Raw genomic sequence first — 24,787 nt, 5'->3', positions numbered from 1 at the left:
TTTGTGTAGCCGTCAATCTTTGATTGCAGGGAATTGACATTTTTTAAGCTGTCCCGTAACTGGTTATTGGTGTTAATTGCGCTTTTGAATGTGCTGTTAAAATTGCCACCCAGCGACGCTTTCAGCTTAAAAAGCAGTTCAAATTCCTTTTGTGACCCTGCCAAGCTGTTTCACCTCCCTACGCATTATTGCTGTTCTGTTTCTGCTCTTCCGCTTCTTCTTTTTCCACTTCATTTATGGTTTCAATCCATGCAAAAAGTCTGCGTATAGGCATTTGCAGCCAGAACGGGACGGGCGTATGTGAAGCCCTTGACATTTTGTATATCTGCTTTCTTATGAACTTTGCGGGTTCTTTAATTTTTAATAGCCCGCAGCAATTAAAAAATCCCTTGCTTTGTTCTTAATCTTCATGTAATCACCTACCGGAAGACGTCTGATTTCATCAGAAGCAACCCCCGCAGCCTTTGCCGCAAGAATACACTGGAACGCAGAAGAAATTTCCGGTGAAAGTGCGTATTTGTTCTGGTCCGCAAGTTCCTGTTCTACTGCTTCAATGTCTTCACCAGTCAGATTGTCAAAATAGAAAGTTAATTTTGTATACTTCTTTCCCTCAATTTCTCTGGGCTTCTTGAATGTGTGTGTATAATTCAAGCTGCCGTCTTCTTCCTTGTCTTTCTTCTTGTCGTCAAAATTGACCACGCCGCTTGCCTGCGCTTCCTGCATTTCCTTTTCCTGCTCTGTTACCTGCTCCATGTTTTCAGTTGTGTTTGTTGTATCTGACATTGTTTATTCCTCCATATCTTTGATTTTAGGCAGGAAAAAACCAGCGGTCTTCCCGCTGGCTCCTGCTGTCTTTTTTTACTTGCCTAATGCTTTTCTGACGTCCTTTAAGTAATCTTTGCCATTGATAATGCACACAAAGTTTAACGGGTCAATTTCCGTTACCTTTGAACCGTCCAAGTACATTGCATAGTATGAAACGGCATATTCACCGCTTACATCAGCTGTTGAAGCTGCCGCAACTTTTCCAAGTGCTGTCTTCTTCGGCTTTACTTTCATAATGTGCTTAACGCCGGACACTTCGTTTGCGCTTGTGCGCAGGTTCATTCTCTGCTGTGCAACTCGCAGGTCAATTCTGTGTACCCGTGGTTCCATCAGCTTGACTGCTGCTGCTGTGACAGTTCGGAAATTGAAAGTTGTTGACATTGCATTTAAGTGACCGATAATGATTTCTTCGATATTTCCCGCAATGCCTGCGCCACTCAACTCTTCCGTCATGTACTCCAAGTCTGGCAGTGTCACTTCTGTGGTTCCCAGATACTCTACTGCGTCTTCGTAAATCGCATAGTTAATAACTAATTCGTCAACTTTTGACATTCTGTTTCACCTCCTGTTATGCTGCCATCAGTGCTGCAAGATATGACAAGTCATATTCAAGCACAAAGTCCATTTTCTGCATTGGTGATGGCGGTGTCATATAAATGTGAAAACGCACAATTCCTGCTGCAAGCTGGCTTGTGCTGTTTTCGCTTTCGTTGAACTCCACACGTCCACCAATGATTTTTTCATCAGTTGCAAGGCTTGCCAGCCAATCATTGATTGACTGCACAACTGCGTCAATCAGACGTCTTTTAATTCCTCTGTCAATGTAGTTCCAGTATGTCAAAATAAGCGTCTTTGCAACCCACTTGAACATACGGTTGATACAGTAGAAATAGTCCGTCACGTCTGTGTTGGCAGGATAACAAGCCGTATAATTTCCCCAGCTTACAAAGCCATTAAAGAAATTAAGTGCGGTCACAACGCCGTTTTCATTCAAGTAGTTTGCCTGCTGAATATCCATGACTACTTCCGAACCGTCCGCAGTAACCATTCTATCTGCCTGTATACCCTTGTTTGAAGCACTTTCGCAAGGTGTACCTCCGCCGTACTCTTCCGCATTGTCTACGGCTGACATACTGGCTGCAAGCTGTGTTGAAAGGTTAAAAACTCTATCTCCCAGCGCAACTTTAGGGAAGCAGACAACTTCTGTTCTTTTTGTGAAGTTTTTCTGTTTCTTCCATGCTGGTACTTCCGTGTAGTATGTCGCCCCGGTTTCTGCTGTGCAGTCAATGTCCAGAATTGCTTCACCCTCAAACAGTCCGTTGATATTCTCTGCTTTTGCAGACATTACAGCTGCAACCTCTGCGTCATGTGACCAATTCGGACACAAAATAAGGTCTGGAACCTTTGTATAAAGCGGAAATACATTGTTAATCAGTTCAAGTCCGGTTGTCTTGTGTGTGCTTACGCTGTAACCGCCGATAATATCACTTTTTGTGACCTGTGAAGCGTCCACGGCGTCATATTTCACAGTAAGTTTGCCCGTGGTTTCTTTTAAGAACTCCACAACGCAGTTTGTGTCACTGTAAAATACTTCGTAATCTTCCCCAGCTGTCTTTCCTGTGATTTCCACACTGCCTGCGATTGCTTCCGCAGGTAATACAATCTGACCGTCTACAACGTCCATCTGTGTTTCATCAACTGTTTTCTTGTGTTTCTTAGGGTCAAGAACATTTACAAAGAACACCTGCGCAGAATTGAACAATGTAAACGCTGTGTAAATCTCTTCACAAAGACTGTATTTCTTCCAGTCGTCGGAATATCCCAACGCCTGCACTGCTTCTTTGTAGCTTGAAGCCATAATGACTTCATTTACTTTTCCGTTTACCATCTGCACGGGTGCTGTTCCAACCACAAAATGCACGCCAGTATCTACGGACACGGGCGTGATTGCGCCATTGTTTGTCTTGCTGGCGTTTACTCCATGTGATACGTCACTCATTTGTTATACCTCCTGTTCTGCGTATGCAAGGGCGGCAGCCTTTAAGTCTGAATAATACTTGTTGTATACATTCCCGGTTGTCTTCACCTTGTCTTTCTTGTCTGCCAGTTCGGAAATAGGAACCAGCATTTTTCTTACAAGTGGGAACTTGTCAATAATGAAAGAAAGTTCTTCTTCAATCTCTTTGTCTGTTCCCTCAAAAATCTTGTTGCATGGTAGCATTGCTTTTGGCAGGTTCGGTCCAATGTAAATCAGTTTTACTGTTTCCGGCTGCGTATTTGCCGTTTTTACGGCTTTTTCTTCTGTTGTGGTATTTTCTACCGCCTGCACCTTTTCAGCGTCCTTTTCGGCTGCTGTGGCGCTTGCTGTGGTCGCTTTTGCCATTTCGTCTTCCTCCTGTCTATAAATTGTGCAAAATCTCTGCCACATCACGTTGCGTGACTGGCATACTCCAATTTGTCACCATTTCCCCCATATAATATGGCGGCGTGGTGTCTTGATAAACGATATATTCCAGTGGCAGTTGCAACGCAAACTGACCGCCGCCGATTGTCCCGGCTTTCTTCAATTCGCTGCGCACTCTTAAAATCAGATTAAGAAGTGCCAGTGGTCCGTCCTGCCCATCTTCTGAATACACCGCAAATATTATTCTTACTTTGCAGCTGTCTTCCTCTGGTTCGCCTGCTTTCTTGTCGTCCGTCCCTGTTAGGAACTTTAACAGAATGTATGGCACTTTCTGTTGTACGTCGTCTGCTTCCGGCAGTCCCATTTTATAAACCGCTGCTGCTCTTTCTTTTTCTTCATTGCTTCCCGTTCTGGTTCGCACTGGCAAAATAATGTCAGACGTTTTGGAACTAATGAATTTCTGCAATTCTTCCAACAAAAAAACTGGTGTCATGCTTTACCCTCCATAACCATTCAAAATCCTGTTCATTTCGTGTATAATTCTTTCGTTTACCAGTTCTTGCGCTTCCTTTTCCAGCCCGTCTATAATGTCTTCGTTGCCCACCATCTGTGCTGCTGATAGTCCCATTTTTTCTTCAATCGGAAAACGCTTGCGTCCTGTCCTCTCAAATACTCCTGTGTGACCATTGCTTTTCATTTCAGCAATGAAAGCGTCTTCAAACGGTGTCCCGCTGCCGCCTTTTTTAACTGCTGCCCGTACCTGCTTTCCGGTTCCGGGTTTTGTCGGCGTTACCTTGAATTTGTACAACGGTATTTTCACGCCAGAAAATGAAACAAAGCCCACAAGGTTTCCCGTGCTGGCTTTTGTTATATTTATTCTGGTCGCTTTCGTCAGTGCTGCGCCATTTACGGCGTATACGGTTTTTACCTGCTTTATTGCCTGTGTCTTCACTCTGGAAATACCACGGTTCATTGCGCTGGCAAATACTCTTTCTGCACCTTTTGGAACGTCTGCCAGCAGGGTTCCCACTCTTTCTATTGCGTCAGATGTTATTTCAATCATTCTTCCAACATCTCCAATTCAAGAATTATTTCCCCGTCCTCGCAGTCTGCTTTTGAAATGTTATATAGATTGATTGCCCCGGCTTCGTCAATTTCAAGCTGGCGTCCTTTTTTGGGAACGCAACCAAAATCATATAATGACATATAGACCAGACAAGAAGCACGGTTTATGCCCTCTGCATTGTCCCCGTTTCCTCTCTGCCGTTCGTCGGCTGCCGTGTGGTCAATGATTATGGGCAAATAGTGTTTCTTGCCTTGATACCATATATCAGTCATAGTTGCCATTTCTCCGCAGTTGTGAAACACTTTCATGTCACTGGCAAGCTGTGCTTTGAAGTCCATTAGATAGGTGTTGCAACAAACCAGCTGTCTACATCATGCGGAACGCATAACGGTGCAGAAGACAGATTGAGGAAACGGCGGGCAGGCTTGCGCTTTGTCCATGTGTCCGGTACATATTTACCCTCTACGGTCATAAAGTTGCCGTCCGGTTCCTTAATAAGTGTGATTGCTCCATAGTACATGGAATAATCAGCGTTTGTGCTTAACAGTGCTAAACTGTCAGCGGGTACAAGCGGCTTGTCCTCCGGTGTAGCCGGGTTTGTCCAGTCGTCAAGATACCACTCATTGTACTTGTAAATATCAAGTCCCAGTTCGTGAATGGTTCCAATGTATGTGACGCCGTTCGGTAACTGTTTAGGCTGGATAACTGCAAGATTGAAGTTTTTCACATCAAGCATTTTCTGCACCTTTGGGTGATTTACAAACGCATTTGCAACGTCGCTTCCCATCACGCAAATGTCGCAGTTGACAAAGCCTTTCTTCTGTACTGTTTCGTGCCAGCGCTTAATATCTGCGATAGGGTCGGAAGTGTCAGCAGTCCACTTTTTCGTTGCTGTTGTGATTTTCTCTTTATTTGTAAAAGAGAAGTCAATCACTTCATTCACTCCGTCGCCAATGATAGGGATTGTGCCAGTGAAGATTGTCTGTGCGCACATCAGTTCTTCACGTCTTAAAATCTGCTCTCTTAACTCCTTGAAGTCGTCTGCCATTTTAAGCACGGCACGTTCCGCAGGTGTTCTGCCAGAATAAAGGCTTTCGCCCGGTCTTCTGATTAACAAATCATCAACGGTTGTCACTTTCTCTGGTGCAACTAAAGGCGGTGTATATGTCTTTGTCTGGTAGCCAGTGTTTGGCACTACCTTTCCACCAACTAATCTGCTGACGAACGGTGCAACCTTTCTGCTGCCCTTTCTGAAATCAACGTCAACGTCCTTTGTTGTGAATGTTTCTTCATGTCTGAAAAATGTACTTCTGAAAAAAGTACGCACGGGCGGTAATTTCTGAACCACTCTGCCCATTGTCCGTGGTTCGTAAATAGATACTTCGTTTGCCATTGTCGTTCTTCCTCCTTATCTCAAAAAGATTGATACCTTGCGCAGTGCTTCTTTGATTTTTGCCAAATCTGCCCCGCTTTCAAGTGCTAATGCGTCAGCGAAAAACTCACCCGTCATGTAATATGTCACTGGTTCGCCGTTTCCTGCTGCCGCAGCAGCAATACCGATTGCGCTTGCTTCGCTTCCTTTTGCAACTGGAATAATCTTGTTGTCATTCGCAGTGTCAATCATTACTGGTGCATATTCCTTGATAGCTGCATTTGCTGTTCCGGTTTCCGGTACTGTTGGAAAATCACCAGCAAAAAAGTTCTTCGGTGTGATTTCTCTTTTTTCTACTGCATATTCACCCATTTGCTTGTACCTCCTTATTTCTCGTCTGGAAACAACTTGTCAATAGCGGCGTCAAACACGTTCTTGCCGTTCTCTCCTGCGTTGTCCTCCGGTGCTGCTCCCTGCACGCCGTTTGCACCGCTGTTTTCTGCGTCCTGCTGGCGGTTCTGAATGTAGTTGCCGCCCGCTTTGTTCTGCTCTGAAATGATTTTAACTGCCATTTCCTGTGCAGAAATAGGGTTGTCAAACTTTGCGTCCTTTGCGATTGCGTCATAGTTGCCGTTTGCCAAGTCTTCAATGCCTTTAATTCTGGCACGTTCTGCGGCTGCTGCTTCATTCTGGATTGTCGCTACTAAATCCGGGTATGCGGCTTTTAGTGCGTCAACCGTTGTGATTTTGTTTTCTGGTGCTGCCATTTCTGGTTCCTCCTTTTCCTGTGGCTTGTTGATAGGTTCTGTTGCACTATTTACTAAACTACCCGGATTTTGATTGTGCGGGCTGTTTAATAACTGGGTTGGAATACTCTTGAACATAGAAACGTCAATAGGCACTGAATTGACAACGATTTTTGAAGAGTTTTCAACAACTGTTGTGCTGTCTTCAAACATCAATTCATCACAAAAGCCGTTTTCAACGGCAATGTCGCCCGTCCACCATGTTTCATTTGACATAAGCTGTTCTATGTCCTCTGTCTTTTTGCCAGTCTTGCTGGCATATGTATTGACAATGCTTTGTTTAATCACTTTCAGTTCATCAGCCATCTTCAAAAAGTCTTCTGCTCTGAAAGTGTCCCAGACTGTCATTGCTGGGTCATGTATCATAAATACACCGTTTCTGGCAATCTTGATTGTGTCGCCTGCCATAGCAATAATTGTGGCTGCGGAAGCTGCCCAGCCATCAATTTTGACTGTCACTTTCGCTGAACAATCTTTCAATCTTGTAAAAATCGCATTTGCTGCGAACACGTCACCGCCGCCGCTGTTAATGCGCACGATAATTTCCGGCACATCACCAAGCGCCGCAAGTTCTTGATTGAATTGCTGTGGTGTCACCCTGTCTTCCCACCATGACTGCTGGCTGCTTATTGCGCCGTATAAAAGCAGTTCCGGCGGCTTGTCCCCGGCTGCCGGGATAAAGTTCCAGAATTTATTTGTTGTCACCCCGTAAGGATTGCCCGGCGTTCTGCTGTCCTGCTGCTGGTTCATTCCCGGCATTGTCTGCGGGTTCTGCTGGGGTGTTCTGTTTGTTTGTGGTTCCATTGGCAATTTTCTTCACCTCTTTCAGTTCTTTTTCTTCGTGTTTCAACTGTTCGACATTGTTATAAAAGTTACTTCCCGTCATTTGCATTGCTTCATCACTTCTGGTGCTAAAGCCGTTTGACACTCTCTTTTCTGCGGCTGTAACCTCTTTTACCGGGTCAAGCATACCTTTTGCAGGTCCGTTCCACTTTGCCCCGCAATATGCTTTTCTTATTGCCGGGTCAGTAAAAAAGCCCGGTGCTTTGATACGTCCTTTTGCTACTGCTTCCGTCAGCCATTCTTCATATACTGGCTGGCAAAAGTCCGTTGATAGCCAGTCACGGTACATATTAAACATTTTCCATGCTTCTTCCAGCGCACCTTTGCTGGCTGTATAGCTGGAATTAAAACGCTTCACAAGTAATTCATACGGAATTTCAAGTGCTGCGCCTATCTGCTGGCATATTGCTTCTACAAAGCCGCCAAAATTGGCGTTTGGTCTTCCGGGGTTCGTGTCGTGTGCTTTCTCGCCCTCGTTTAAGTCGATAACGGCGCCCGGCGCAAGTTCAATGGTGCTTTCGTCTTCTGTGTCCACCTGCACTTCTTCCGGCAGCATACTTCCTATGGCGTCTTCTGCGCTGGCGTCTGCCTTTTCAATGAAAATGGTAAACATACCAGACACAACCGCAGCCACAAGCTCTGCGTCCGTGTATCTTCCAAGCTGTTTCAAACTTTCAATGACTGGTGCAAGGAACGGAACGCCCCTGCGCTGTCCTATTCTTTCCCGGTTCATCATGTGAAGCACGTTTCTTCTTCCGGTCTTTTGTCCGTATGCTTCAACCCTCTGCCAGCTTATGTCGTTGTATGCGTATGACAACGGGTGGTGGTTCGCTATGTGATACGCTATCACTTCCCCGGACTTGTCAACCTCTACACCTCCAACAATCTTGTTGTCTATGGTGTCGCAGTTGTCCGGGCTGCATAGTCTGTCTGCTTCTATCAGCTGCACACGCAGGTCATACGGCTGGTTTATTCGTGGTTTGACTGGCAATACCGCCAGACAATCCCCAGAAATAAGCCAGTTCATAAAAGCCAACTGCTGCAACTCGTAAAAGTTGTCTATCCTTGACATATCGCAATCATTGCTTTCAGCCCAGATAGACCACTCTTTTTCAATCTTTTTTTCAAGGTTCCGGCGTTCTTCTGGTGAAATTCCCAGCGTTTCTGCGTCAATGGTCGATTTCAACCGCAGCCCACGTCCAACAATGTTGGTGCGCATGGTTTTGACTGCCCCGTTTGCCAGCGGCACGCCCATGTATAAATCACGGGTACGCTGGCGCAATACAGATACATTGTCTTCTATGTCCTCACGACTGCTGCCGCCTGCATGAAGCCAGCCTGCAAGTGATTTCTTTGTGACGCTGGCGCCATAATTGCCATACCCGCTGTCTAAAATCTGCATTTTCTGCCTTGCAACCGTTCTTTTCAGTGCTGCTTGCGGTGCTATGACTGCTATTGCCTTATCAATTCCCGCTGCAATTCCCACGCTTTCACCTCCTTTATTGCATGAAAAAAGCACCTTTTCACGGGTGCTTTTCGTCTTTTCTCACTTATTCACGCTACAATATTACCCCATTTTTGCGGGCAATGGGGGGAAATAAAGCCCCAAAACAGGCAATCACGGGCAATCTTTTATAAATCCCGTGGCACAAATCGTTTTGCACGGTTCCTGCCGCCATATTTTGCCGCATTTTCAAGCGCAGTGACTTTCCCTTGCCAATATTCAATGGACTTTCTAATTTCGGTCAGATTGGCTTTTGTCATGGTCCTGCTACCTATCGTGTATGACTGGGCGTTTGTCACTGCCAGTTCTGCTTCCAGCCATGCGTCAAGGTGTCTTTTTGCTGTTTCCAGTGTAATTCCTGCCATTTATAAAATTCCTCCACTTCTTCTTCTGCCACGTTTTACAATTTTCTTTGCTTGTGTGGCGTCTTTCTTTTTGTCTGGTTTTTTCAATGGTACGTTGATAATTTCAATAGCTGCCGTTGCGTAGTTTCGGCAGTCCAGCGCTTCATTTCGCTTGTGTTCGCCTTTGTCTTTCAGTTCCCACGCAAAATATGGTCTGCCCATCTTGTAACGCATTACCTTTTTTTCTGACGTTAAGCCCTTGAAATACTTTTCGTCATATCCCTTGCCCTCTTCTTTCGGAAAATGGCAAAAGCCGGGTCCCTCTTCCTCCAGCTTTAGTCTGTCCATAAGCAGGCTTTTTCCGGTATCAACTCCCAGTGTAAAAAGGTATGCGCCCTCACGGTTGCTTTTTGACGGCTTCTGGATATATGCTGCGGCGCTATCGTTTGAACCTTTGATTGCAAATACCCTGCGATTGAACCGGGCTTTGCAGAATTTATATACTTGATTGGTTCTGTGTCCTCCACTATCAATGCAGACACATGACAGCTTCATTTTCGTTCCGTCCGGCTTTTCAAAGGTCTGCAATAAGAATGTGTCAAGGTCTTGCCACACTTGATTGTTAATATCTGAATTGTCGCCGTATATTGCCGCATACCTAATGCCCCAGCTTTCATATTCTGGACCCCAGCCCACAACTTCAATTTCAAATCTGTCGTCCTGCGTATCTACGCCAGCTGTCAAGTACAGCACTTCTTCTGGTACTTCGCACTTGTATTTCTCCCGGCGTTTCATCAGTTCGTCGTCCTCTATGGTTTCCCCGTCTTCTTCCCACGTTTGCCCCATTTCAGTATTGGTCCATACTTTCATCAGTTCCACATTGCCTTTTTTCATCTGGTCATTTGCCGTCAGAAACTTTTCAACAACTTCTTGCCATGTGGTCAATGTGGAAGCAAGCGTGTTCAAGTGGAACCCACGCACGGGGTTGTCTGGGTCTTCATGCACAAAGGTTCCGTCAATAAAGTGTTCTTTCCATTCTGCTTCACTGGATATGACGCCACACTTGCTGCAAGCATATCTGATTTCTGACAGGTCGTTTTTGTCAAATACAACATTTGACCAGACCAGCGGTTGCAGTTCTCCGCAGCACGGGCACGGTGCGTTCCATTCTCCCCGGCTGCTGTTTTCGTACTCCACTTCTATTCTGGAAGCCCCTTTGACCGTCGGTGTGGAAATGTCCACCTGCTTTTTATTCCAGAACGTAGTCTGACGCTTTGAAGCCAGTAAAAGCGGGTCGCCCTCTTTTCCTGCGCTGGCTGGGTATGCGTCTATTTCGTCCGCAAGCAATATTCTGATTGTGTGGCTTCGCAGTCCTGTTGGGCTGTTCGCTCCTGCAATCGTTATAAAGCCGCCCGGAAATATCTTTTGCATGATTGTATTACCGCTGTTGCGGCTCTTTTCGTTGATACGGTCCGCAAGTACGGGCGTATCACGCAGCATAGGCGACAGCTTTTCTTTTGAAAACTTCTCTGCCATGTCTATTGTCGGCTGTATAACCATAATCGGTGACGGGTCATAATGCACATAATATCCAATAGGGTTCAGCACCATTGCGTCTGTCTTTCCCACCTGTGCTGCCGACATAATCACAACTTTTTTTATTGTAATATCTGTTATGGCGTCCATAATCTCTTTTTGATACGGTGCCTTTGCCGTCTTCCAGCGTCCCGGCTCTGCGGAAGACCCGGCAGACAGTCTGCGGAACTTGTCTGCCCACTGTGAAAGTGTCATTTCTGGTGGCGGTTGCAGCACTTTGAAAATCCGTGTGAACATATCAACTGTGTTTTTCTTCATTGTCTACACCGTACCCAAACACTGTCTGGAAGTCTGAAAGTTCTTCCAATACTTCATCAATGGCGCTTTTCAGCAGCTTAAATATTTCTGTCTGGTCCTTTTTCTTTGATAGAATGGGGCTTAACTTTGCAGGTATAGCCATAAGCCTTGTTTTGAACCTAACAAGTGTGTCTGTCATTACCTGTTCCACGTCCTCTGTGGTGTGTACCTCATTTCTGCGCAGTTGCAATTCCAGTTCTTGTGCTTCTCTTTTTGCTCTGACCAGCTTTGCACGTTCTGCGTTGTAATCTATTGCGCTTTCACTTTCCGGGTTGTTTTTGCGCAAATAATTTATGTACTGGTGGTTTACGGTCTTCAAGTCGTACAGCCCCGGTCTGATTTCCGTTATAACCTTTTCGTCACGCAGCTGGCGCACTCTGCGTTCTGAAATATCCAGCCAAGCGGCAACCGCCTTTGAAGTGTACGCTTTCAAAAACCGCACCCCCTTTCTTTTGTGTCCGAATTGGTCACATTTTTTTCTTTTTTAGCCCCTACCCCTTTATTTTTTACCGGGTCGGAAGCGGAAATGAAATTTTCAAAATTATATCTGGGCAGGTTTTGGGCGTCGCCGTACCCGCAGTGCTTCCAGACTGCCGGAAGAACCTATCAAACGTCGTCCACAACGTCTGTGATTTCGTCACTGTCGGCGCTTACGTCCGGGTCAATCTCAAATTCACCCGTTAGCTTCTGTTTGTTAAGTTCAAGTTGCTTTTCGGCAAGCGTCAAGCGTCTGTCCTCCAACTCATACGCCTTGATACTATCCAGCTGCTTGATGATGCGCCCATGCAGCTTGTTTAGTTCGGCTTCCACTTTCATTGCCCGTTCAAATGGCTGGACTTAATGACAGACTTCATGGCTGTTTTATATGTTTCTGTCTTGCTTCCCTCTGGGTCTGCGCACTGCTGGTGTTCCATGCCGCAGTCTTCTTCCTGCTGTCTTTCCTCCATGCTCTTTGGTACAATCATGTGTACTATTTTATCTGTGTAAAAGCCGCCTGCTTCTGGGCTTTCATACTCTTTCAATAGGCTTTCCAGATAGGCTTTGCGCAGATATAGTGCCTGCAATTCCTCCATCATTTGCGACATTGCGGACGGTGTGCCCATGTTCTGTATGGCTGCCGCCTGCTCCGGGTCTATGTCTTCATATCCCGCCTGCGCAAATGCGCCATGCGTGACAGCATTTTTATTGCCTTTTTTTGCTGGGGTTTTTCCGGCAGCATTTTTGTTTCCTTTTTGACCCCCTCTTTTTTTCGGCTTATTTTTCAGTGCTTCGTCCCAGCTGTCTTCTGACTTCCATTTTCTTATCCGCACTTCTGGCACCCCTGCCAGCTTCGCCAGTTCCGCTGTTTCATCTTGCCGTCTGCGTCCAGATAGCGTTGCATTGACTTGTCCCGTTCCGGGTTCCGTGGTCTTCCCATCTTCTCACCTCTTTTCGTTCGTTTTCATTCTTTCCAACTCTTCCAGTTTACGGAAGTATAAAAAATTATGGGCTTTGTAAATTCAAAAAATCACCAAAGCCCACTATTGCCAACGTGCAAATATAACGGCTTAAAGCCTGCTTCACTGGCTTAAATTATACCAGTAAAACGCAGGCAATGGCGGGCAATGATTGCTTATGCAATCCTCTGAAATTGTGAAATAATCTGGTTCTTTTCAAACCTCTGTGAAAGTGTTTCAAGTGCTGTATCTCTGATATTCTTACACTGTCTTTCACTGTATGAATTGCGTACCGCTACTTGTTCCCATTTGAGGTTGTGCATGTAAAAATCAAAAATAATGCGCTTTTCTTTCAGTTTCAGCCTTGAAACTTCCTGCAAAATCTGTGCCTTTAAGGCTTGCAACTGCTGCACCTTTGCTTCATACTCTCTGATTTCGCCGCTGACATAATCTGGAATATTAAGCGCCATATTTTCTGTTTGTCGTGATATATTATTTTTTCCTTTTGGTAGACCGTCGCATTGTATAGCGCCAATGGGATTGTAGTATTGGTCCGTTAAGTCACTTATAATCTTTCTGTATATACTCACCTCCCCGTCTATGTCTTTGTAATATTCCAGCAATTCAATAACCCTGCCTTTTTCCATTGCCTGCGCCATTTGCTTTTCCTCCATTCTTTGTTTTTGCCAGTCTTTCCCGGCTTCTATCCGTCTTGCACGTCACTGCGTTTTCTCCTGCTGCCTGCTGCCGTTCTTTCTCTTCGTACCCCATACACTTCATGTATCTTTCCGGCTTTTTGCAGCTTTCATAGTGTTTGCAGTCAACGCAAACATTTTCTTTCATTTGTGCTTCCTCCGTGATATGTACCCTGCGCACTCCGGTTCCCCTCTCAATAACCGCATTGAACATGAACCGCCGCACTCATAGGCTTTTGAAATGTGCTTTGCGCATTTTGTATTTGCGCACTGGTTTCGGCAAAATACGGGCATATTGTCTGTATTAAGCATTATTATTGGTCTTTCCATCTGCTGCACCTCCGTTTCTTCTCACGAACTGGAAGTACCACGCTTCATCACGCATGGTTTTTATTGTTCCGTCTTCGTCAATGTATACTGCGTCAATAAACTTCGGCTTTGGTGGTTCCCCCTCTTCTAACGGTCCTGCAAAATCAATCATAATTTGCAATACGTTGTATACTCTTTCGTTGATAATCATTCTATAATCTGTCATGTTTATTGGCATTTTCCGCACCTCCTATGCTGTTTCATGTAAAATTATCTTTCTGAACATACTTTCAAATATCGGAACTGCAATGCTGTTTCCAGCCTGCTTGTATAGCGCCATTCTGTATCTTCCAGAACGCTTCTGGACTGCTTTTGCCCTTTCATAGTCCTTGTCTGTATATCCTTGCAGGCGCCAGCACTCCCGTTCTGTTAAATATCTATAACGCCCGTTTCCGCAGTCAATCACCTGTGCTGGTGTTCTGTCCTGTCTGGTCGTGATTGTGTATGCAAAATCTTTTATTACTGTTGCTCTTCTTATGCCTTTTTCTCCAATCACGCTGTACACGCTCGGTTGCGTCACGTCATACACTGGCGGCACTTCGTCGTTGTTCAGAAGAAATTCTGATATGTCTTTCATTGGCGTTCTGATTAAGTCTGAAAAGTCGAACTTTTCACCATTCAGCACCGATACCGTGAAAACCCTTTCCCGTGCCTGTGGCAATCCAAAGTCCCTTGCGTCTAATATTTGATAATTGCTTGTATATCCCAGCTTTTCCATTTCTGCTATGTATTGTTCAAAATTCTTCTTGTTGTAGCCGTTTAATACATTTTTCACGTTTTCCCAGATAACATATTTTGGCTTCCATTCGCCCATATTTTGAATAATGTGTATTGTTTCCCACATCAGACTTGACCGGGTGCCGCTTCCTTTGTCTGCCCCTTTTCCTCTGTTTATCCTCCCTGCTTCCGCAGTTGCTTTTCCTTGATGTCCCGCAATGCTCATATCTTGACACGGGCTGCCATGTATCAGAATATCTGGTTTGAGGTTCCATCCCACCACTGATTGTGTTTTATACTCTAATTCTTCCGCAAACATTGCATTGTATGACCTTACGGCGTTTTCGTCTATTTCCACATAGTCAATGGCTTTTGTTGGAATGTTCAAATTTCGCAAAGCACATCTGGGGGAACCAATTCCCCCAAATAGTTCTAAAATCTGTACCACGTCTACACCTCCTGCAACGCTATTACACAATAGCCCTCTTCAAGTGCGCTGCTGGTCGTGTCGTCGTCCATGCAGATAATTTTCATGTCTGCCATGTTCCCGGTTGCTCTGCCCTCTGCAAACTCAATCAGCTTCACTGTGTCGCCCTCTCTGTAACCGTCATTTTTCAAAATCATGTATGGTCTTGTATGGTCGATTGCAACGGCTTTCATTTTGTCCGGTGATACTCTGATTGTTTTTTCTTTTCTTTCATCAGACGGCAAATGCTGCATTTTCTCTTCCTGCTGCATTTCACGCAGTTTCTTTTGTGTTTCCCGGTCAATAGCTGCCTGCTCTTCGTTGTATCTCTCTTCGTCCGTCTTCTGGGCTTCTCTGCGGTTCTCATAAGCATTACAGCTGGTCACGGTTGCTGTCTTGTCGTGGCAGTCCTCATAGTGTGTGCAGCTGTAACAAAGTGACGTTATCTGCTCCGGCTGTGGGTCAGCATATTCTGACTGCTTCCCGGCTGCGTCCTCTGTGGCTTCTCCTGCTCCCTCTGTGGCTGTTTCTTCCTGCTGTCCGTCTGTTTCATTGCCTGCGGTGCTTTCTGTCGTTCCTGCGGCTTCCTGTTTCTCTTCCATCTGGCTAATATCCATCTGTCCCGGTATCTGCTGCGACGCTTCCCAGTTCTTCTTCAACTGCTTAATGTCTGATAGTGTCAGCACTTCATTTTCTCTGAATACCTCTGCCGCCTGCTGCTGGTAATCTTCCGGCAGCCCGGACACTTCGTAAATGACAGATACAACAATTCTGTTTGCCTTAAACTCTGCCATTAACTCTGGAATAATATTGTTGTATATTGCCTTGTATCTTCCTACCTGTGCTGGGGACGTTTCTATAATTTCCGCTAACAAATCACGGGTCCTGCCCGGAATGTTCATGCTTTCTTTTAATTCCAGCACCAGTTTTTCTGTTTCCAGCGCTTCTGTCATTCTCTCCCAGTCTGTCTTCTCTCTGAAACGGTTTGCCATAATCAGTGCCAGTCTGTCCAGTATGGCGTTTTTCTTCGGCTTGATTAAGATTGGAACCCGTCTGAAACGCTCTTTGCCCTCGTCCACCAGCTGCATGACCGCCAGCCGTCTTCTGTGCCCTGCATGATACGGCGCTTGCCGTCTTCCTCTTCATCAGTCACCAGAAGCGGTTGCAGCACTCCCAGAAGTTCAATGGACTGTTTTAAGTCCTGCACGTCCTCTACGCTGTAAAAGTTGCCTTTTGACGGTATAAGGTCGTAAATATCAGCTGTGCTGCTCACGCCCTCTTCGGACGTGACAACCTCTGTGCCTGCTGCCGCCTGCTGCTGTTCTGCTTTCTGCTGCTCCCCAGCTTCCTTTGACCGCTGGTTTAATAACTCTGTCAAGTTGAATTTCTTTGCTGCTCCTGCCATTGTCTTTTCCTCCTAACGTGTCCGAATTGGTCACATTCTCAACCATTCTTCCACTAACGCTTTATAGTCGGCACTTGCGCCGCAGCGTGGGGAATATAAAATGATTGGCAATCTTTCAAATGTGCTGGGTTTCATTTTCGGTGTCTTTCTGATATGCGTATCAAACACCGGATATTCAAGCGTCTTCAAGAACTCTTCGCCCTGCGTGTCTGCTTCATTTGTTCTGTCGTACTGTGTCACAAAACAACCGCAGAAGCGCAACTGTGGGTTCAAATCCTCACGGGTGTTGTCAATTTGTTCTTTCAGTTCTGCCAGTCCGTCTATTGCAAAATCATCAATGGTGATAGGCACCATCACGTCATCAGAAGCCACCAGCGCATTTATGGTTGAAATGTTAATGTCCGGTGCGTTGTCAATAATGCAGTAGTCATATTCATTCTGTAAGCCGTCAAGAAACTTCTTGAAGCGTGTCTGCTGCGGTCTTGACTGGTCCAGCATGACTTCCAGATTGGCTGTAAGCAAATTCATGTTTGCTGTGATAATGTCTAACCCCTCAAAGTCCGTGTGCTGGATAACCTCTGCCGGGTCAATGCCCCGCTGTGTCATTACCTCTGCCGTGCCCTTATGGTCATAGCTGTGGCGGTTCATAATCTTGCTTGCGTTGCCCTGCTTGTCATTGTCAATCAATAAGACTTTGCAGCCTTTGACTGCTGCCAGAATGTGTGCCATATTTACGCTGGAAATGGTCTTTGCCACTCCCCCTTTGAGATTGATAATTGATAATGTTTTCATGTGGTATTCCTCCTTGTATCTGGTATGAATTTATAGTTGCTTCCCAGTAATGCACGGGGCGGGACTTGAACCCGCACCCGGCAGCTTCGGTGGCTGCTGCGCTATCCATTGCGCCACCCGTGCTTCTAATTCTCTTTGTAGAAAAATCTTAGATACCAAAGTGTCATATTGCCGTCTTCCTTGTATTCCAACTGCATTGTTGCGCCCGTGTTCTTGCAAAATGTCTTTACCGGGTCTGCCGTCTTTAGTTCTTCCAGTCTTTTCATTCCTCTTTTATGCTGTTCTTCAAGCGTTCCGTCCTTTTCAAAATCTTCCTTGCAGCTTTTTAACCATGAACTTTTTTCGTTTTCTCCTCTTTGGTACTCTCTGTCAACCAATGTGCCGTTGTCGTATGCTTCTACAATGTCAATCCAAGTTTGACGTGTACTACACTTTTCATCAGCCGCCCAGCTGCGCAGTGTGTTGATTTTCTTTCCCCAGTATTGCGCTGACTTTTTAGCTTCTTTCATTGTGTCTGCTGTATCTGCCAACTGCGCTTCTGCTCTTTTTATTCTTGCTTCATGGTCCATGGAAGAAAAGAAACAAATCGTTGCTGTTCCTAACCTCTGTTGTTTAGCGTTCATAACGCAAGTGTAATTCAGATTTTGTTTTTTAAGCTGTCTGCTCATTTTTTGGTATTCTTTTTTGATTTCCTGCAATGTCATTTTGTGTACCTCCGTTTGCTTTACTTCTTTAACTGTCTTTATTATATACTTACGGAAGTATAAAATCTATTGACATTCTGCACAATCTTACGGAAGTATATTTGTATATTTTGTATACTTCCGTAAGTATTTATTGTTATCTGCCCCGGCGTTTCAGTTCTTCCGCAAATTCTCTGACCGGAACTTTCACGGTCAGTGGTATGTACTTTCCGCAGTTATCCAGTTCATACAAGAACTGTGTTTCACCTTTTTTCAGATAGTGAAGTGTTGCAATATCTGTGACCTTGCGCAGTGCGACTGCTCCCGGTGTGATTGCCACGCAGCCTTGCGGCAGGTAGTATGCTTCCCGTGTTTCGCCGCCTTTCTCTGCCAGTCTAATTGCTACTGTGTCCCCAATCTCTAACGGGCACACCGCCTTGAAAAATTCTGCTTTCATTCCTCTTTGTCCTCCTGTTCGTATTTCTTCCGGTTCTCATGCTTTACAACCCAAGCTGCTTCCCTTACTACCACATAGACCAGAAATAAAATTCCAAGTCCCACGCAGACCGCAAAGAATGTCACCAGTGCTTTTACAGCTTCAATCAGAAATGCAATCATTGTTCTTTCCCTCCCTCATTTTCTGTTTCGCCCAGCCAATAGCCCGGCTGCTTGCGTTTATCTGGTGCAACTGGCGCACTCTGATATTATTTGTCTTTTCTTCTTCCTCTGCCTGCTGCCGTTCCAGCTGTCGGCGGTAAAGTAATTCTTTCCCGCTGTAATATTTCCGTTTCTTTTTCGTCACGTCTGCACCTCCTAAAAGTATTTACGCTTGTATCTGCTGCCCTTGCTGGCGCTCTGTTTTCTTCTCTGGCGCTGTTTCCGGCGTTTCTGAAACTTTGCGTCTTCTGTTGCCGCAACCTGCTTTTTGACTGCTTCATGGTCTATGTTGTCAACCTCTTCTTGCAGAACTTCCAGCACTTCAACTTCACTGTCCTTGAAAGTGAATGTCATACCGGGGTCATACTCTCCGCTTGTCCAGTCTTTCTGGAACTTCTCAAAATTATCTCTGTATCTATACGGCGCCTGTGGGTGGTACTGTTCGGCTTCATATATGCCCAGCATAACTTCTTTGTCGTCCTTGTCGTCCCAGTTGTAAAGGTGCCAGCTTTCGTGGTTGTCCCAGTTCCACTTTGACAAATACAGCACTATTCCGTCAAAGTAGTTACCCTCACGCACCATGCCTTTCATTTGCTTGCAGGTGAAGCCCTGCCCCTTTAATTCCTCTTTGATTTTCTCATAGTCCCTGCCGCCAGTATGTAACTTTGCTTTTACGATTAACGGCAAATACTGTGGCTGTTTATCTTCTTTTCTTGCCATTGCTTGTCCTTTCCAGTCTGTCTGCAATCCTCAATATGCTTTCCATTGACTTTCTAATGTTTGTGTCTGTGCCCTCTGTGATTTTCAGCACGTCTGCTATGTCCCGCAGTTCTTGTGCCATTTCTTCTGTTTCCCCGGTCACAATGTCATATTTATTGCGGCAGGCGGTGCAGACCTGCGAACCCTCCTGGATAACTTCACCGCATATCAAGCAGCGGTCAACGTCGTTCATTCTTCCCAGCTTTCGTATTTCTTCACACGCCTTGTCAAGTTCTGCACCTGCTCAACAAGGTTTGTAACCTCATGTGGTGACAATCCGGTTTGTTCGTAGTCGTACAGCTTCTTTGCGGCTTGATTGACTGTGACGTGTGGTTTTAATATGGCTTTCTGCCCGTTCTGGCTGTATTCCGTCAGTGTCGTTCTCTTCTGCCGCTTCTGTGGCTTCTGTGGCTGTCTGAACGCCCCTGCACGCTTCATGGTGCTGTAATATGGCACTGTCTGTTTCAATGTGTGGTCCATTGCTCCCATTTACTCTTCCACCTTTCTTCCTGTCTGCTCCATAACTCCCAGATAACCTGCTATTGTGTCCATTGCTTCTTCTGCGGACCAGCAAACCGCCGTTTCATATCCCTGCTGCCGCAGCTGTTCCAGCCACCAGTCCTGCTTCTCTGTGGTCTTGTTGTTCTGCCACTTCATTTCCACATACAGCCCGTGTTTGCCGTTTCTGGCTACTGGCAAACATAAGTCCGGCACACCAGCTTTCACGCCCTGTCTTTTAAGGTTCGCCGCTTCCAGCTGATTTCTGCTGCCGCCGTTTGGGATATGGTGTAGCAAGTCCAGTTCCGGGAAGTCCTTTGCGTAGAATGTCGCCCAGTTTATAACTCTTTCCTGCTCCGTCGCTTCACTGCGCTTTCTGTAATATGCTCTACTCATTGGCTTCTGTCCTTTCATCAAGGTGTGTTGCCATCATATCTGCAATGTGCAGCATGGCTGCAAGCCTGCTTTGTGCAAAAGCATAATTCATATCATAGCTGCCGCCCTTAACTGCGTTGTCAAATGCTCCCATGTGCCACCGGATAGCCAGCACCTCTTCTTCCGTCAGATACATGAAGCGCATAATCTGGATAATGGACTTTTCACCGTGTCCCACCGGAAAATTATTTGTATAACCGTATGTGTCCACCTGCTGCCAGCTGCCGTCTTTCTGCTTCTGGTTCTTCTTCTCCACCTTGTAGGCGTCTGCTTTGCATACATCATGCAGAAGTGCTACAACTGCGATTGTGTCAACTGCATATTCTGGAAACTGTCTGCCCTGTCGCTTGTCCTCTTCGTCTGCCAGCTTTACCAAACGGCGGTAAACATTGTTTGAATGTTCTACCAGCCCGCCTGCGTATGCTCCGTGGTATTTTGCACTTGCTGGCGCTGTGAAAAATCCTATCTGTTCCAGCCATTCAAGCAGCTTGTCTGCTCCCGGTCTGTTAATGTATACAAAGTAATTCATAAACTTTTCAACTTCTGCTTTTCTCTGCTCTTCATTCATGGTCCATTCCTCCTGTTGTTTCTGTCCGGTCGTTCACCAGATATATTTTGCCGTCTTTCTCATACAGCATTATTTTTCCTTTGACCGCTGCAAATGTCAGTTCTGCTTTCATTCCCTCTGATATACCGTATCTGTCGCCAACCAGAATGTATTTGCAGTTTTCAAGTATCTTCATTCCCGCTGCCATGCCCCGCACTCTTTCTTCTGGGTTTGTGTCGTCTGTGGCTTCCGTCAAGTATAAATGCACCGTGACCGGGATAAATCCGTTGTCCAGCGCTGCCCGTGTCAGCTTCCGTGCATATTCCTTGTTGCGCTTTGTGTCGCCCCGGTATGGGCTGCACACATATAGCAAATCATTCAAGCGTTTTCACCTCTCAATCATCAAATTTCAATTCTTCTGCTGCTTCCGGCGGTTCTTCTTTTCTCTTCCATTCGTCAAGGTCAAGCAACTGCCCGCATTTGCTGCAATAGTTGAAGTCATTTGACACATGGAAGTAATAACCGTCTTCCCGGTCTTTCTTCATGTCCTTGTCGTATGCTGAAAACAAATGCTTTCCGCATACCGGGCAATAATAGCTGTTAAGATACCCCAGTTGTCCCGGCAATGTTGGGTATTCGCTTTTCTGGTGCTTTGGTTTTCTTGCTTTCCTTGCTGCCATGCTTTATCCCTCCGTTGCCGCCTTTATCAATCTTTGCTGTATTGCTTCAAAATCCAGCCGTAAGTCCCGCATATTCCAGTATGTACCACAACCCGTGCATTGTTCGTCCGTGTATGTGTACGGGCAGGCAGTGCAAATGTCTGTTTCCTCCTGTAATGTCTTTGCAACTGTTGCCAGTTGAAAAGCTATGCCCCAGAATTTCTTCAAGTCAATTTCTGAAATATCCACCGGGACTTCTGCTGCCTTTTCAATCTCTGCGTCGGTGACTTTGTATTTCTCTTTCAACGTGGTATACATCACCTGCGCTGTCTGCTGCTCCCCGCCTATGCCACGTTCTGCCAGTGCTTTTATTTTCACCAGCTTTGCAATGATTTTCTGTCTATCTTCCATCAGTCTTCTTCCTCCGGTTCTCCTATCAGTGCCGTTGGCGGTTTTCTCTTGTCCATAAAATTTGAATACCACGCAGCCTTTTTCAACATTCGCTTTTCTTCGTCTGTCCTCTCCGGCGCTTCTACGTCGTTTTCTTTATAGCAGCGTGCCGTTTCGTCTGGGTATAGGTCGTTGCCGCACCTAAACGCCACCAAGAACGCTTCCAGTTCTCTTTTCAATTCCTCTTTGTAGAAATTGTAAAGCAGTGTTATTTCTGCCGCTTCAATCTCTGTGCAGTCACAACCACGCTTCTTCCTGCGGCTGTATTTTCCAGTGTATATGTGGTAACTTGCGTCACCCGTCACCTTGTAGAAAATCCAGCGCAGCACCCTTTCTTCCAATTCGTCTGCATATCCGAACCAGTGAAGTGTCACTGCGTCCAGCATTATTTCTTCGTCTTCCAGTTCGTATCTGGCTTTTAAGTCCTCATACATTCGCATTGCGGTTTCTTTTTCACCGCCCACGCCACGTTCTGCAAGGGCTTTTATTTTCTTTAGCTTTGCAGCTATCTTGTCACGTTGTATCTGGTCCATGTCTTTTACCTCACATACTGCCACGACTGCGGCGCCCGTTTTATTCCCAGTGTTTCAGCGTCAGTGGCTTTTCATACTCTCTGACCGTGGAAACTTCCCAGCCATACACCTTGTTTCTGCTCCCTGCTGCATAATTGTGAATATCATGTGCAGGAACCTTGCTTTTTCTCTCTGCTTCTTCAAAATTCTTGATTTCCAGAACTTCCGGGCAGATAAATTCACCAACTATTCCCACGCCACCTGTGACGTACACCAGCACCCGGAACGGCGCTTTGCATTGTGGCTTTGTCTTCCGCAGTTCCAGAACCTTTTCACCTGCTGCCATCTTCTGCCACCACTTCTGGTGTAGTGATAATATGACCACTGGCATTTTTTCCGCTTCTTCCATGCTCTTTACCTCTCAAACTCGCTCTTTAGTTCAATTCTGATATACAGAATGTGTTGTAGGTCTTCCACCCGGTATTGTGTGAATTGCTCAACTGGCACCTGCTCCGGCAGGCTGTCTGTTTTCGCCCAGTCCCACATTTGTTCCGTGGCTCTGTATGTTTCCATACCCAGCCCCATTTTCTTAATGCGTCGCTGCGGGTTCAATGTTCCATGCACTGCGTTTGCAGCATATCCACGGTATACAACCTGTCTGGCTGCGTTATATATCACCACTCTGTCACTGGGCGTCAGCTTGTCCATAATGTCGCCCAGTCTGATTTCATTTTCCATCACCATTCACCCCTCATTCTTCTTTCAATTCTTTCTTTCGCCTGCTGCACCTCTCTTGAATACTCTGTTTCTGTCAATCCTTTGTTCCATACGTGTTCATAGGCACCAGCAACGCCGTAGTTGTAAGCCGTCAACACTTCCGCTTCCGTGTCGAACCTCTCTTGCAATTCTGCCAGATAATCTACACCAACCATGATGTTAAAATAAGGGTTTTCCACATTGTCCACATTCAGTCTGTGCATACGTTCTTCATGCCATTTTGCCAATACCTGCATATATCCGGTTGAACCCTCACTGCTGGTTGCGTCCCATCTGTACCCGCTTTCTGTTTCAATGATTGCCAGTACCAGTGCATAGTCAACGCCGTTCTGCTTGCAAATTATGTATGTGAATTGCTGCATACATTCCGGGAAGTACCCGCCGTGGTCTGCGTAAGCCTCCGGCACTTCATATCTTGTCCAGCCCTCTAATTCCTCACCGGACCAGTCAAGGGACATAAGGTTGAACGGGTATGGTTCCTGCTGCACTGCTTCCGTGGTCGGCGGTGTCGGTTCCGGTTCTTTGGTATTTTCCGGCAGGCTGTTTGCAGCTGGCTTTACTGCTGCCCCTACTGTAAACACAATCACAACCACTGCCAGCAGTCCTGCTGCAATGTAATTGCCGTATGCCTTAATTGCCCTTTTTATCCTCTTTCGCCTTAATATGCGGCGTATCTGCGGTGTTCTTCCTCTCACGCTTCTTTCCTCCTGTTCTGCCCTTTGGCTTTTCCTTTTTCCACATCTTCAAGTAAATATGCCACCCGGTCTGCTCATAGTAGACGGGTTCGCAAGATACGATATTGTAATTACTGTATATCTTCTTGAACTCTTCCAGCCCGCCGTCTGGTGACTTTGCCAGCTGTTCCACTTTGCGTTTGCTGTACTTAAAATCATTGCACTTTTCTTCCGGTGCCGTCAGATTTCGGCTGTACTTCCAGTGGTTCTGGTCACGCTGCTGCTTCTCCCCTCCGTCCTCTCTGGTTACTTCCGGGCGGTCAAGGTTCCTGCTGCTGGAATAGCGTTTCTTGCCTTGCGGGTCCTTGACAATATATTTGCAAAGACCCTCTATGCCGTTTTCATTCATTTGCAGGCGGTCTGCATTTACCCAGCCCAGCTGCTTTATACTTGCTCTGTATTCCGGGTCACTGGTCTTCTTCCAGTTGATACGGTCTTTTGTCCACATCATTTCCACGTCGTCACGGTCAAGTCCACCATTCATAATGATATGGTGGTGTATACGCTTAATGCTTTGACCGTCCTTTGTGTACTTGTATTCTGTTACCAGTATGTATTTAAGTGGTTCAAGTCCCAGTTTGTTTCTGCGGTACGCTATGCGGCGCAGGTAATTTGTCACTATCTTTTCTGCTTCTTCTACTGTGCCCGGCAGGTTCTCTTCACTGTATGTGCAGGACGTGTGCAGGTCCCCTATGCTGAAATTGCCATTGCCTAACTGTACCAGATAGCGTTTGGCGTTCTTGTCGTTAAGGTCTTTTTGCTTTGGGGCGTTGCTCTTTCTCTTTCTGCCCCTCTTCCCTCTGGTTGCCTGCTCTGCTGCTTCTGTTCGTGGTATTATGTCCACTTCTCTATAATTGGCACAGTCTGTCTTCTTCTCTCTGATAAACACCACTGCACTTCCTTTTCTGTCTGATACCTTTTTAGCGTATAAGGGTATACCAGAAGTGGTGGTGCCTATCCCCCATCAATCCTGCTTATTATCTCCATACCAGCATATATATAAATTTATATATTTCGTAGGAATGTTAATACCCCATACAAGCCCGTTTAGCAGGGATAAAACCCGCTATTTTCAAGGACTTTTCAGCCCTAAAATGTTTGACTTGTAACCGCCAATATGGTATAATAAACATGTATTG

General features: G+C 45.9%; 40 protein-coding genes and 1 tRNA gene. All 41 read right to left on the bottom strand.

Annotated elements, in window-relative coordinates:
• Positions 1–360: 360 nt before the first annotated feature.
• The 41 genes from DW085_RS08530 to DW085_RS08345 all read right to left on the bottom strand — a co-directional run bounded on the left by DW085_RS08530 (position 361) and on the right by DW085_RS08345 (position 24,537).
• The gene (locus DW085_RS08530; RefSeq protein WP_055285881.1) at positions 361–783 is read right to left on the bottom strand and encodes a phage tail assembly protein; all 423 of its coding nucleotides are present in this window, start codon (positions 781–783) and stop codon (positions 361–363) included.
• Positions 784–858: 75 nt separating this feature from the next.
• Positions 859–1,377 (bottom strand): phage major tail tube protein, encoded by a 519-nt coding sequence (locus DW085_RS08525; RefSeq protein ID WP_117469246.1) that lies wholly within the window; start codon positions 1,375–1,377, stop codon positions 859–861.
• Between the two features lie 16 nt (positions 1,378–1,393).
• The gene (locus DW085_RS08520; protein ID WP_118492251.1) at positions 1,394–2,824 is read right to left on the bottom strand and encodes a phage tail protein; all 1,431 of its coding nucleotides are present in this window, start codon (positions 2,822–2,824) and stop codon (positions 1,394–1,396) included.
• A 3-nt stretch (positions 2,825–2,827) separates the two neighbouring features.
• Positions 2,828–3,208 carry a hypothetical protein gene (locus tag DW085_RS08515; protein ID WP_118492249.1) on the bottom strand — a complete coding sequence of 127 codons (381 nt, stop codon included), beginning with the start codon at positions 3,206–3,208 and terminating at the stop codon, positions 2,828–2,830.
• Between the two features lie 16 nt (positions 3,209–3,224).
• Complete coding sequence (locus DW085_RS08510; protein WP_243033979.1) at positions 3,225–3,704, bottom strand: hypothetical protein; 480 nt, start codon at positions 3,702–3,704, stop codon at positions 3,225–3,227.
• A 21-nt stretch (positions 3,705–3,725) separates the two neighbouring features.
• Complete coding sequence (locus DW085_RS08505; protein WP_118492245.1) at positions 3,726–4,292, bottom strand: phage tail protein; 567 nt, start codon at positions 4,290–4,292, stop codon at positions 3,726–3,728.
• Positions 4,289–4,567 carry a hypothetical protein gene (locus DW085_RS08500; protein WP_242878264.1) on the bottom strand — a complete coding sequence of 93 codons (279 nt, stop codon included), beginning with the start codon at positions 4,565–4,567 and terminating at the stop codon, positions 4,289–4,291. Before DW085_RS08500 ends, DW085_RS08505 begins: the two co-directional genes overlap by 4 nt.
• Before the next feature lie 65 nt (positions 4,568–4,632).
• Positions 4,633–5,688: a major capsid protein gene (locus DW085_RS08495; protein WP_118492243.1), complete on the bottom strand. Its 1,056-nt coding sequence runs from the start codon at positions 5,686–5,688 to the stop codon at positions 4,633–4,635.
• Positions 5,689–5,703: 15 nt separating this feature from the next.
• Positions 5,704–6,039 carry a hypothetical protein gene (locus tag DW085_RS08490; RefSeq protein ID WP_118492241.1) on the bottom strand — a complete coding sequence of 112 codons (336 nt, stop codon included), beginning with the start codon at positions 6,037–6,039 and terminating at the stop codon, positions 5,704–5,706.
• A gap of 14 nt (positions 6,040–6,053) precedes the next feature.
• Positions 6,054–7,232 (bottom strand): head maturation protease, ClpP-related, encoded by a 1,179-nt coding sequence (locus tag DW085_RS08485; RefSeq protein ID WP_243033978.1) that lies wholly within the window; start codon positions 7,230–7,232, stop codon positions 6,054–6,056.
• Entirely contained in the window at positions 7,165–8,802 is a 1,638-nt protein-coding gene (locus tag DW085_RS08480) for a phage portal protein (RefSeq protein ID WP_347475024.1), read from the bottom strand. The genes DW085_RS08485 and DW085_RS08480 overlap by 68 nt, the downstream gene beginning before the upstream one ends.
• 146 nt (positions 8,803–8,948) lie before the next feature.
• Positions 8,949–9,185, bottom strand: coding sequence for a DUF6148 family protein (locus DW085_RS08475; RefSeq protein ID WP_069431154.1), 237 nt, complete (start codon positions 9,183–9,185; stop codon positions 8,949–8,951).
• Positions 9,186–11,018: a phage terminase large subunit family protein gene (locus tag DW085_RS08470; RefSeq protein WP_118492239.1), complete on the bottom strand. Its 1,833-nt coding sequence runs from the start codon at positions 11,016–11,018 to the stop codon at positions 9,186–9,188.
• The gene (locus tag DW085_RS08465; RefSeq protein WP_055285907.1) at positions 10,999–11,490 is read right to left on the bottom strand and encodes a hypothetical protein; all 492 of its coding nucleotides are present in this window, start codon (positions 11,488–11,490) and stop codon (positions 10,999–11,001) included. Before DW085_RS08465 ends, DW085_RS08470 begins: the two co-directional genes overlap by 20 nt.
• 173 nt (positions 11,491–11,663) lie before the next feature.
• Positions 11,664–11,867, bottom strand: a complete 204-nt coding sequence (locus DW085_RS19725; RefSeq protein ID WP_243033977.1) for a hypothetical protein — start codon at positions 11,865–11,867, stop codon at positions 11,664–11,666.
• A 2-nt stretch (positions 11,868–11,869) separates the two neighbouring features.
• Positions 11,870–12,367: a hypothetical protein gene (locus tag DW085_RS08460; protein ID WP_243033976.1), complete on the bottom strand. Its 498-nt coding sequence runs from the start codon at positions 12,365–12,367 to the stop codon at positions 11,870–11,872.
• Between the two features lie 302 nt (positions 12,368–12,669).
• On the bottom strand, positions 12,670–13,152 hold the full coding sequence (locus tag DW085_RS08455; RefSeq protein WP_117469238.1) for a sigma-70 family RNA polymerase sigma factor: 483 nt from the start codon (positions 13,150–13,152) through the stop codon (positions 12,670–12,672).
• On the bottom strand, positions 13,118–13,336 hold the full coding sequence (locus DW085_RS08450; RefSeq protein ID WP_118492237.1) for a hypothetical protein: 219 nt from the start codon (positions 13,334–13,336) through the stop codon (positions 13,118–13,120). The genes DW085_RS08455 and DW085_RS08450 overlap by 35 nt, the downstream gene beginning before the upstream one ends.
• A 156-nt stretch (positions 13,337–13,492) precedes the next feature.
• Positions 13,493–13,735, bottom strand: a complete 243-nt coding sequence (locus DW085_RS08445; protein ID WP_118492236.1) for a hypothetical protein — start codon at positions 13,733–13,735, stop codon at positions 13,493–13,495.
• A gap of 12 nt (positions 13,736–13,747) precedes the next feature.
• Positions 13,748–14,722, bottom strand: a complete 975-nt coding sequence (dcm, locus tag DW085_RS08440; RefSeq protein ID WP_055285914.1) for a DNA (cytosine-5-)-methyltransferase — start codon at positions 14,720–14,722, stop codon at positions 13,748–13,750.
• A gap of 2 nt (positions 14,723–14,724) precedes the next feature.
• A complete protein-coding gene (locus DW085_RS08435) occupies positions 14,725–15,828 on the bottom strand; it encodes a DUF3850 domain-containing protein (protein ID WP_243033975.1) in 1,104 nt (367 codons plus the stop codon).
• Entirely contained in the window at positions 15,777–16,145 is a 369-nt protein-coding gene (locus DW085_RS19720) for a ParB N-terminal domain-containing protein (protein WP_243033974.1), read from the bottom strand. The genes DW085_RS08435 and DW085_RS19720 overlap by 52 nt, the downstream gene beginning before the upstream one ends.
• Before the next feature lie 30 nt (positions 16,146–16,175).
• Positions 16,176–16,937 carry a ParA family protein gene (locus DW085_RS08430; protein ID WP_118492234.1) on the bottom strand — a complete coding sequence of 254 codons (762 nt, stop codon included), beginning with the start codon at positions 16,935–16,937 and terminating at the stop codon, positions 16,176–16,178.
• Positions 16,938–16,987: 50 nt separating this feature from the next.
• Positions 16,988–17,060 (bottom strand) — tRNA-Arg (locus tag DW085_RS08425).
• 2 nt (positions 17,061–17,062) lie between these two features.
• Complete coding sequence (locus DW085_RS08420; protein WP_118492233.1) at positions 17,063–17,641, bottom strand: hypothetical protein; 579 nt, start codon at positions 17,639–17,641, stop codon at positions 17,063–17,065.
• 136 nt (positions 17,642–17,777) lie between these two features.
• The gene (locus DW085_RS08415) at positions 17,778–18,077 is read right to left on the bottom strand and encodes a hypothetical protein (protein WP_118492232.1); all 300 of its coding nucleotides are present in this window, start codon (positions 18,075–18,077) and stop codon (positions 17,778–17,780) included.
• Positions 18,074–18,238 carry a hypothetical protein gene (locus DW085_RS19115; RefSeq protein WP_182430842.1) on the bottom strand — a complete coding sequence of 55 codons (165 nt, stop codon included), beginning with the start codon at positions 18,236–18,238 and terminating at the stop codon, positions 18,074–18,076. Before DW085_RS19115 ends, DW085_RS08415 begins: the two co-directional genes overlap by 4 nt.
• The gene (locus DW085_RS08410; protein WP_118492230.1) at positions 18,219–18,422 is read right to left on the bottom strand and encodes a hypothetical protein; all 204 of its coding nucleotides are present in this window, start codon (positions 18,420–18,422) and stop codon (positions 18,219–18,221) included. The genes DW085_RS19115 and DW085_RS08410 overlap by 20 nt, the downstream gene beginning before the upstream one ends.
• A gap of 11 nt (positions 18,423–18,433) precedes the next feature.
• Positions 18,434–18,997 carry a hypothetical protein gene (locus DW085_RS08405; protein ID WP_118492228.1) on the bottom strand — a complete coding sequence of 188 codons (564 nt, stop codon included), beginning with the start codon at positions 18,995–18,997 and terminating at the stop codon, positions 18,434–18,436.
• Entirely contained in the window at positions 18,978–19,229 is a 252-nt protein-coding gene (locus tag DW085_RS08400) for a hypothetical protein (protein ID WP_118492226.1), read from the bottom strand. Before DW085_RS08400 ends, DW085_RS08405 begins: the two co-directional genes overlap by 20 nt.
• Positions 19,226–19,525 (bottom strand): hypothetical protein, encoded by a 300-nt coding sequence (locus DW085_RS08395; RefSeq protein ID WP_118492224.1) that lies wholly within the window; start codon positions 19,523–19,525, stop codon positions 19,226–19,228. The genes DW085_RS08400 and DW085_RS08395 overlap by 4 nt, the downstream gene beginning before the upstream one ends.
• A complete protein-coding gene (locus DW085_RS08390; protein WP_118492222.1) occupies positions 19,526–19,930 on the bottom strand; it encodes a VRR-NUC domain-containing protein in 405 nt (134 codons plus the stop codon). It abuts the gene before it with no gap.
• On the bottom strand, positions 19,923–20,537 hold the full coding sequence (locus DW085_RS08385; protein WP_118492221.1) for an HD domain-containing protein: 615 nt from the start codon (positions 20,535–20,537) through the stop codon (positions 19,923–19,925). Before DW085_RS08385 ends, DW085_RS08390 begins: the two co-directional genes overlap by 8 nt.
• Positions 20,530–20,898: a DUF4406 domain-containing protein gene (locus DW085_RS08380; protein ID WP_182430841.1), complete on the bottom strand. Its 369-nt coding sequence runs from the start codon at positions 20,896–20,898 to the stop codon at positions 20,530–20,532. The genes DW085_RS08385 and DW085_RS08380 overlap by 8 nt, the downstream gene beginning before the upstream one ends.
• Before the next feature lie 13 nt (positions 20,899–20,911).
• Positions 20,912–21,196, bottom strand: a complete 285-nt coding sequence (locus DW085_RS08375) for a hypothetical protein (RefSeq protein ID WP_118492220.1) — start codon at positions 21,194–21,196, stop codon at positions 20,912–20,914.
• A 3-nt stretch (positions 21,197–21,199) separates the two neighbouring features.
• Positions 21,200–21,586, bottom strand: coding sequence for a hypothetical protein (locus tag DW085_RS08370; RefSeq protein ID WP_118492218.1), 387 nt, complete (start codon positions 21,584–21,586; stop codon positions 21,200–21,202).
• Complete coding sequence (locus tag DW085_RS08365; protein WP_118492216.1) at positions 21,586–22,158, bottom strand: hypothetical protein; 573 nt, start codon at positions 22,156–22,158, stop codon at positions 21,586–21,588. The genes DW085_RS08370 and DW085_RS08365 overlap by 1 nt, the downstream gene beginning before the upstream one ends.
• 40 nt (positions 22,159–22,198) lie before the next feature.
• Positions 22,199–22,546 carry a hypothetical protein gene (locus tag DW085_RS08360; RefSeq protein ID WP_118492214.1) on the bottom strand — a complete coding sequence of 116 codons (348 nt, stop codon included), beginning with the start codon at positions 22,544–22,546 and terminating at the stop codon, positions 22,199–22,201.
• 5 nt (positions 22,547–22,551) lie between these two features.
• A complete protein-coding gene (locus DW085_RS08355; RefSeq protein WP_147353937.1) occupies positions 22,552–22,875 on the bottom strand; it encodes a hypothetical protein in 324 nt (107 codons plus the stop codon).
• Positions 22,875–23,609 carry a lytic transglycosylase domain-containing protein gene (locus DW085_RS08350; RefSeq protein WP_147353936.1) on the bottom strand — a complete coding sequence of 245 codons (735 nt, stop codon included), beginning with the start codon at positions 23,607–23,609 and terminating at the stop codon, positions 22,875–22,877. Before DW085_RS08350 ends, DW085_RS08355 begins: the two co-directional genes overlap by 1 nt.
• Positions 23,545–24,537, bottom strand: coding sequence for a hypothetical protein (locus tag DW085_RS08345; RefSeq protein ID WP_207663891.1), 993 nt, complete (start codon positions 24,535–24,537; stop codon positions 23,545–23,547). The genes DW085_RS08350 and DW085_RS08345 overlap by 65 nt, the downstream gene beginning before the upstream one ends.
• Positions 24,538–24,787: the final 250 nt, after the last annotated feature.

Source organism: Clostridium sp. AF50-3, from assembly GCF_003477445.1.
Lineage (GTDB): Bacteria > Bacillota > Clostridia > Lachnospirales > Lachnospiraceae > Otoolea > Otoolea fessa.
Note: the sequence above shows the minus strand (reverse complement) of the source record. Positions and strands in the feature narration are given on the sequence as shown.

Bases quoted from the DNA above. Each gene is read 5' to 3' on its own strand.
- DW085_RS08405 (WP_118492228.1), bottom strand. From the start codon at position 18,997: ATGGCAAGAAAAGAAGATAAACAGCCACAGTATTTGCCGTTAATCGTA.
- DW085_RS08470 (WP_118492239.1), bottom strand. From the start codon at position 11,018: ATGAAGAAAAACACAGTTGATATGTTCACACGGATTTTCAAAGTGCTG.
- DW085_RS08415 (WP_118492232.1), bottom strand. From the start codon at position 18,077: ATGAAAGCAGAATTTTTCAAGGCGGTGTGCCCGTTAGAGATTGGGGAC.
- DW085_RS08490 (WP_118492241.1), bottom strand. From the start codon at position 6,039: ATGGGTGAATATGCAGTAGAAAAAAGAGAAATCACACCGAAGAACTTT.
- DW085_RS08395 (WP_118492224.1), bottom strand. From the start codon at position 19,525: ATGGGAGCAATGGACCACACATTGAAACAGACAGTGCCATATTACAGC.
- DW085_RS08475 (WP_069431154.1), bottom strand. From the start codon at position 9,185: ATGGCAGGAATTACACTGGAAACAGCAAAAAGACACCTTGACGCATGG.
- DW085_RS08450 (WP_118492237.1), bottom strand. From the start codon at position 13,336: ATGAAAGAAAATGTTTGCGTTGACTGCAAACACTATGAAAGCTGCAAA.
- DW085_RS08500 (WP_242878264.1), bottom strand. From the start codon at position 4,567: ATGACTGATATATGGTATCAAGGCAAGAAACACTATTTGCCCATAATC.
- DW085_RS08515 (WP_118492249.1), bottom strand. From the start codon at position 3,208: ATGGCAAAAGCGACCACAGCAAGCGCCACAGCAGCCGAAAAGGACGCT.
- DW085_RS08530 (WP_055285881.1), bottom strand. From the start codon at position 783: ATGTCAGATACAACAAACACAACTGAAAACATGGAGCAGGTAACAGAG.
- DW085_RS08520 (WP_118492251.1), bottom strand. From the start codon at position 2,824: ATGAGTGACGTATCACATGGAGTAAACGCCAGCAAGACAAACAATGGC.
- DW085_RS08370 (WP_118492218.1), bottom strand. From the start codon at position 21,586: ATGGAAGATAGACAGAAAATCATTGCAAAGCTGGTGAAAATAAAAGCA.
- DW085_RS08355 (WP_147353937.1), bottom strand. From the start codon at position 22,875: ATGGAAAATGAAATCAGACTGGGCGACATTATGGACAAGCTGACGCCC.
- DW085_RS08485 (WP_243033978.1), bottom strand. From the start codon at position 7,232: ATGCCGGGAATGAACCAGCAGCAGGACAGCAGAACGCCGGGCAATCCT.
- DW085_RS08505 (WP_118492245.1), bottom strand. From the start codon at position 4,292: ATGATTGAAATAACATCTGACGCAATAGAAAGAGTGGGAACCCTGCTG.
- DW085_RS08525 (WP_117469246.1), bottom strand. From the start codon at position 1,377: ATGTCAAAAGTTGACGAATTAGTTATTAACTATGCGATTTACGAAGAC.
- DW085_RS08420 (WP_118492233.1), bottom strand. From the start codon at position 17,641: ATGACATTGCAGGAAATCAAAAAAGAATACCAAAAAATGAGCAGACAG.
- DW085_RS08400 (WP_118492226.1), bottom strand. From the start codon at position 19,229: ATGAACGACGTTGACCGCTGCTTGATATGCGGTGAAGTTATCCAGGAG.
- DW085_RS19720 (WP_243033974.1), bottom strand. From the start codon at position 16,145: ATGGCAGGAGCAGCAAAGAAATTCAACTTGACAGAGTTATTAAACCAG.
- DW085_RS19115 (WP_182430842.1), bottom strand. From the start codon at position 18,238: ATGATTGCATTTCTGATTGAAGCTGTAAAAGCACTGGTGACATTCTTT.
- DW085_RS08360 (WP_118492214.1), bottom strand. From the start codon at position 22,546: ATGGAAGAAGCGGAAAAAATGCCAGTGGTCATATTATCACTACACCAG.
- DW085_RS08435 (WP_243033975.1), bottom strand. From the start codon at position 15,828: ATGCAGCTGGTGGACGAGGGCAAAGAGCGTTTCAGACGGGTTCCAATC.
- DW085_RS08455 (WP_117469238.1), bottom strand. From the start codon at position 13,152: ATGGCGCAGGCAATGGAAAAAGGCAGGGTTATTGAATTGCTGGAATAT.
- DW085_RS08430 (WP_118492234.1), bottom strand. From the start codon at position 16,937: ATGAAAACATTATCAATTATCAATCTCAAAGGGGGAGTGGCAAAGACC.
- DW085_RS08375 (WP_118492220.1), bottom strand. From the start codon at position 21,196: ATGGCAGCAAGGAAAGCAAGAAAACCAAAGCACCAGAAAAGCGAATAC.
- DW085_RS08445 (WP_118492236.1), bottom strand. From the start codon at position 13,735: ATGCCAATAAACATGACAGATTATAGAATGATTATCAACGAAAGAGTA.
- DW085_RS08385 (WP_118492221.1), bottom strand. From the start codon at position 20,537: ATGAATGAAGAGCAGAGAAAAGCAGAAGTTGAAAAGTTTATGAATTAC.
- DW085_RS08365 (WP_118492216.1), bottom strand. From the start codon at position 22,158: ATGGACCAGATACAACGTGACAAGATAGCTGCAAAGCTAAAGAAAATA.
- DW085_RS08495 (WP_118492243.1), bottom strand. From the start codon at position 5,688: ATGGCAAACGAAGTATCTATTTACGAACCACGGACAATGGGCAGAGTG.
- DW085_RS08390 (WP_118492222.1), bottom strand. From the start codon at position 19,930: ATGAGTAGAGCATATTACAGAAAGCGCAGTGAAGCGACGGAGCAGGAA.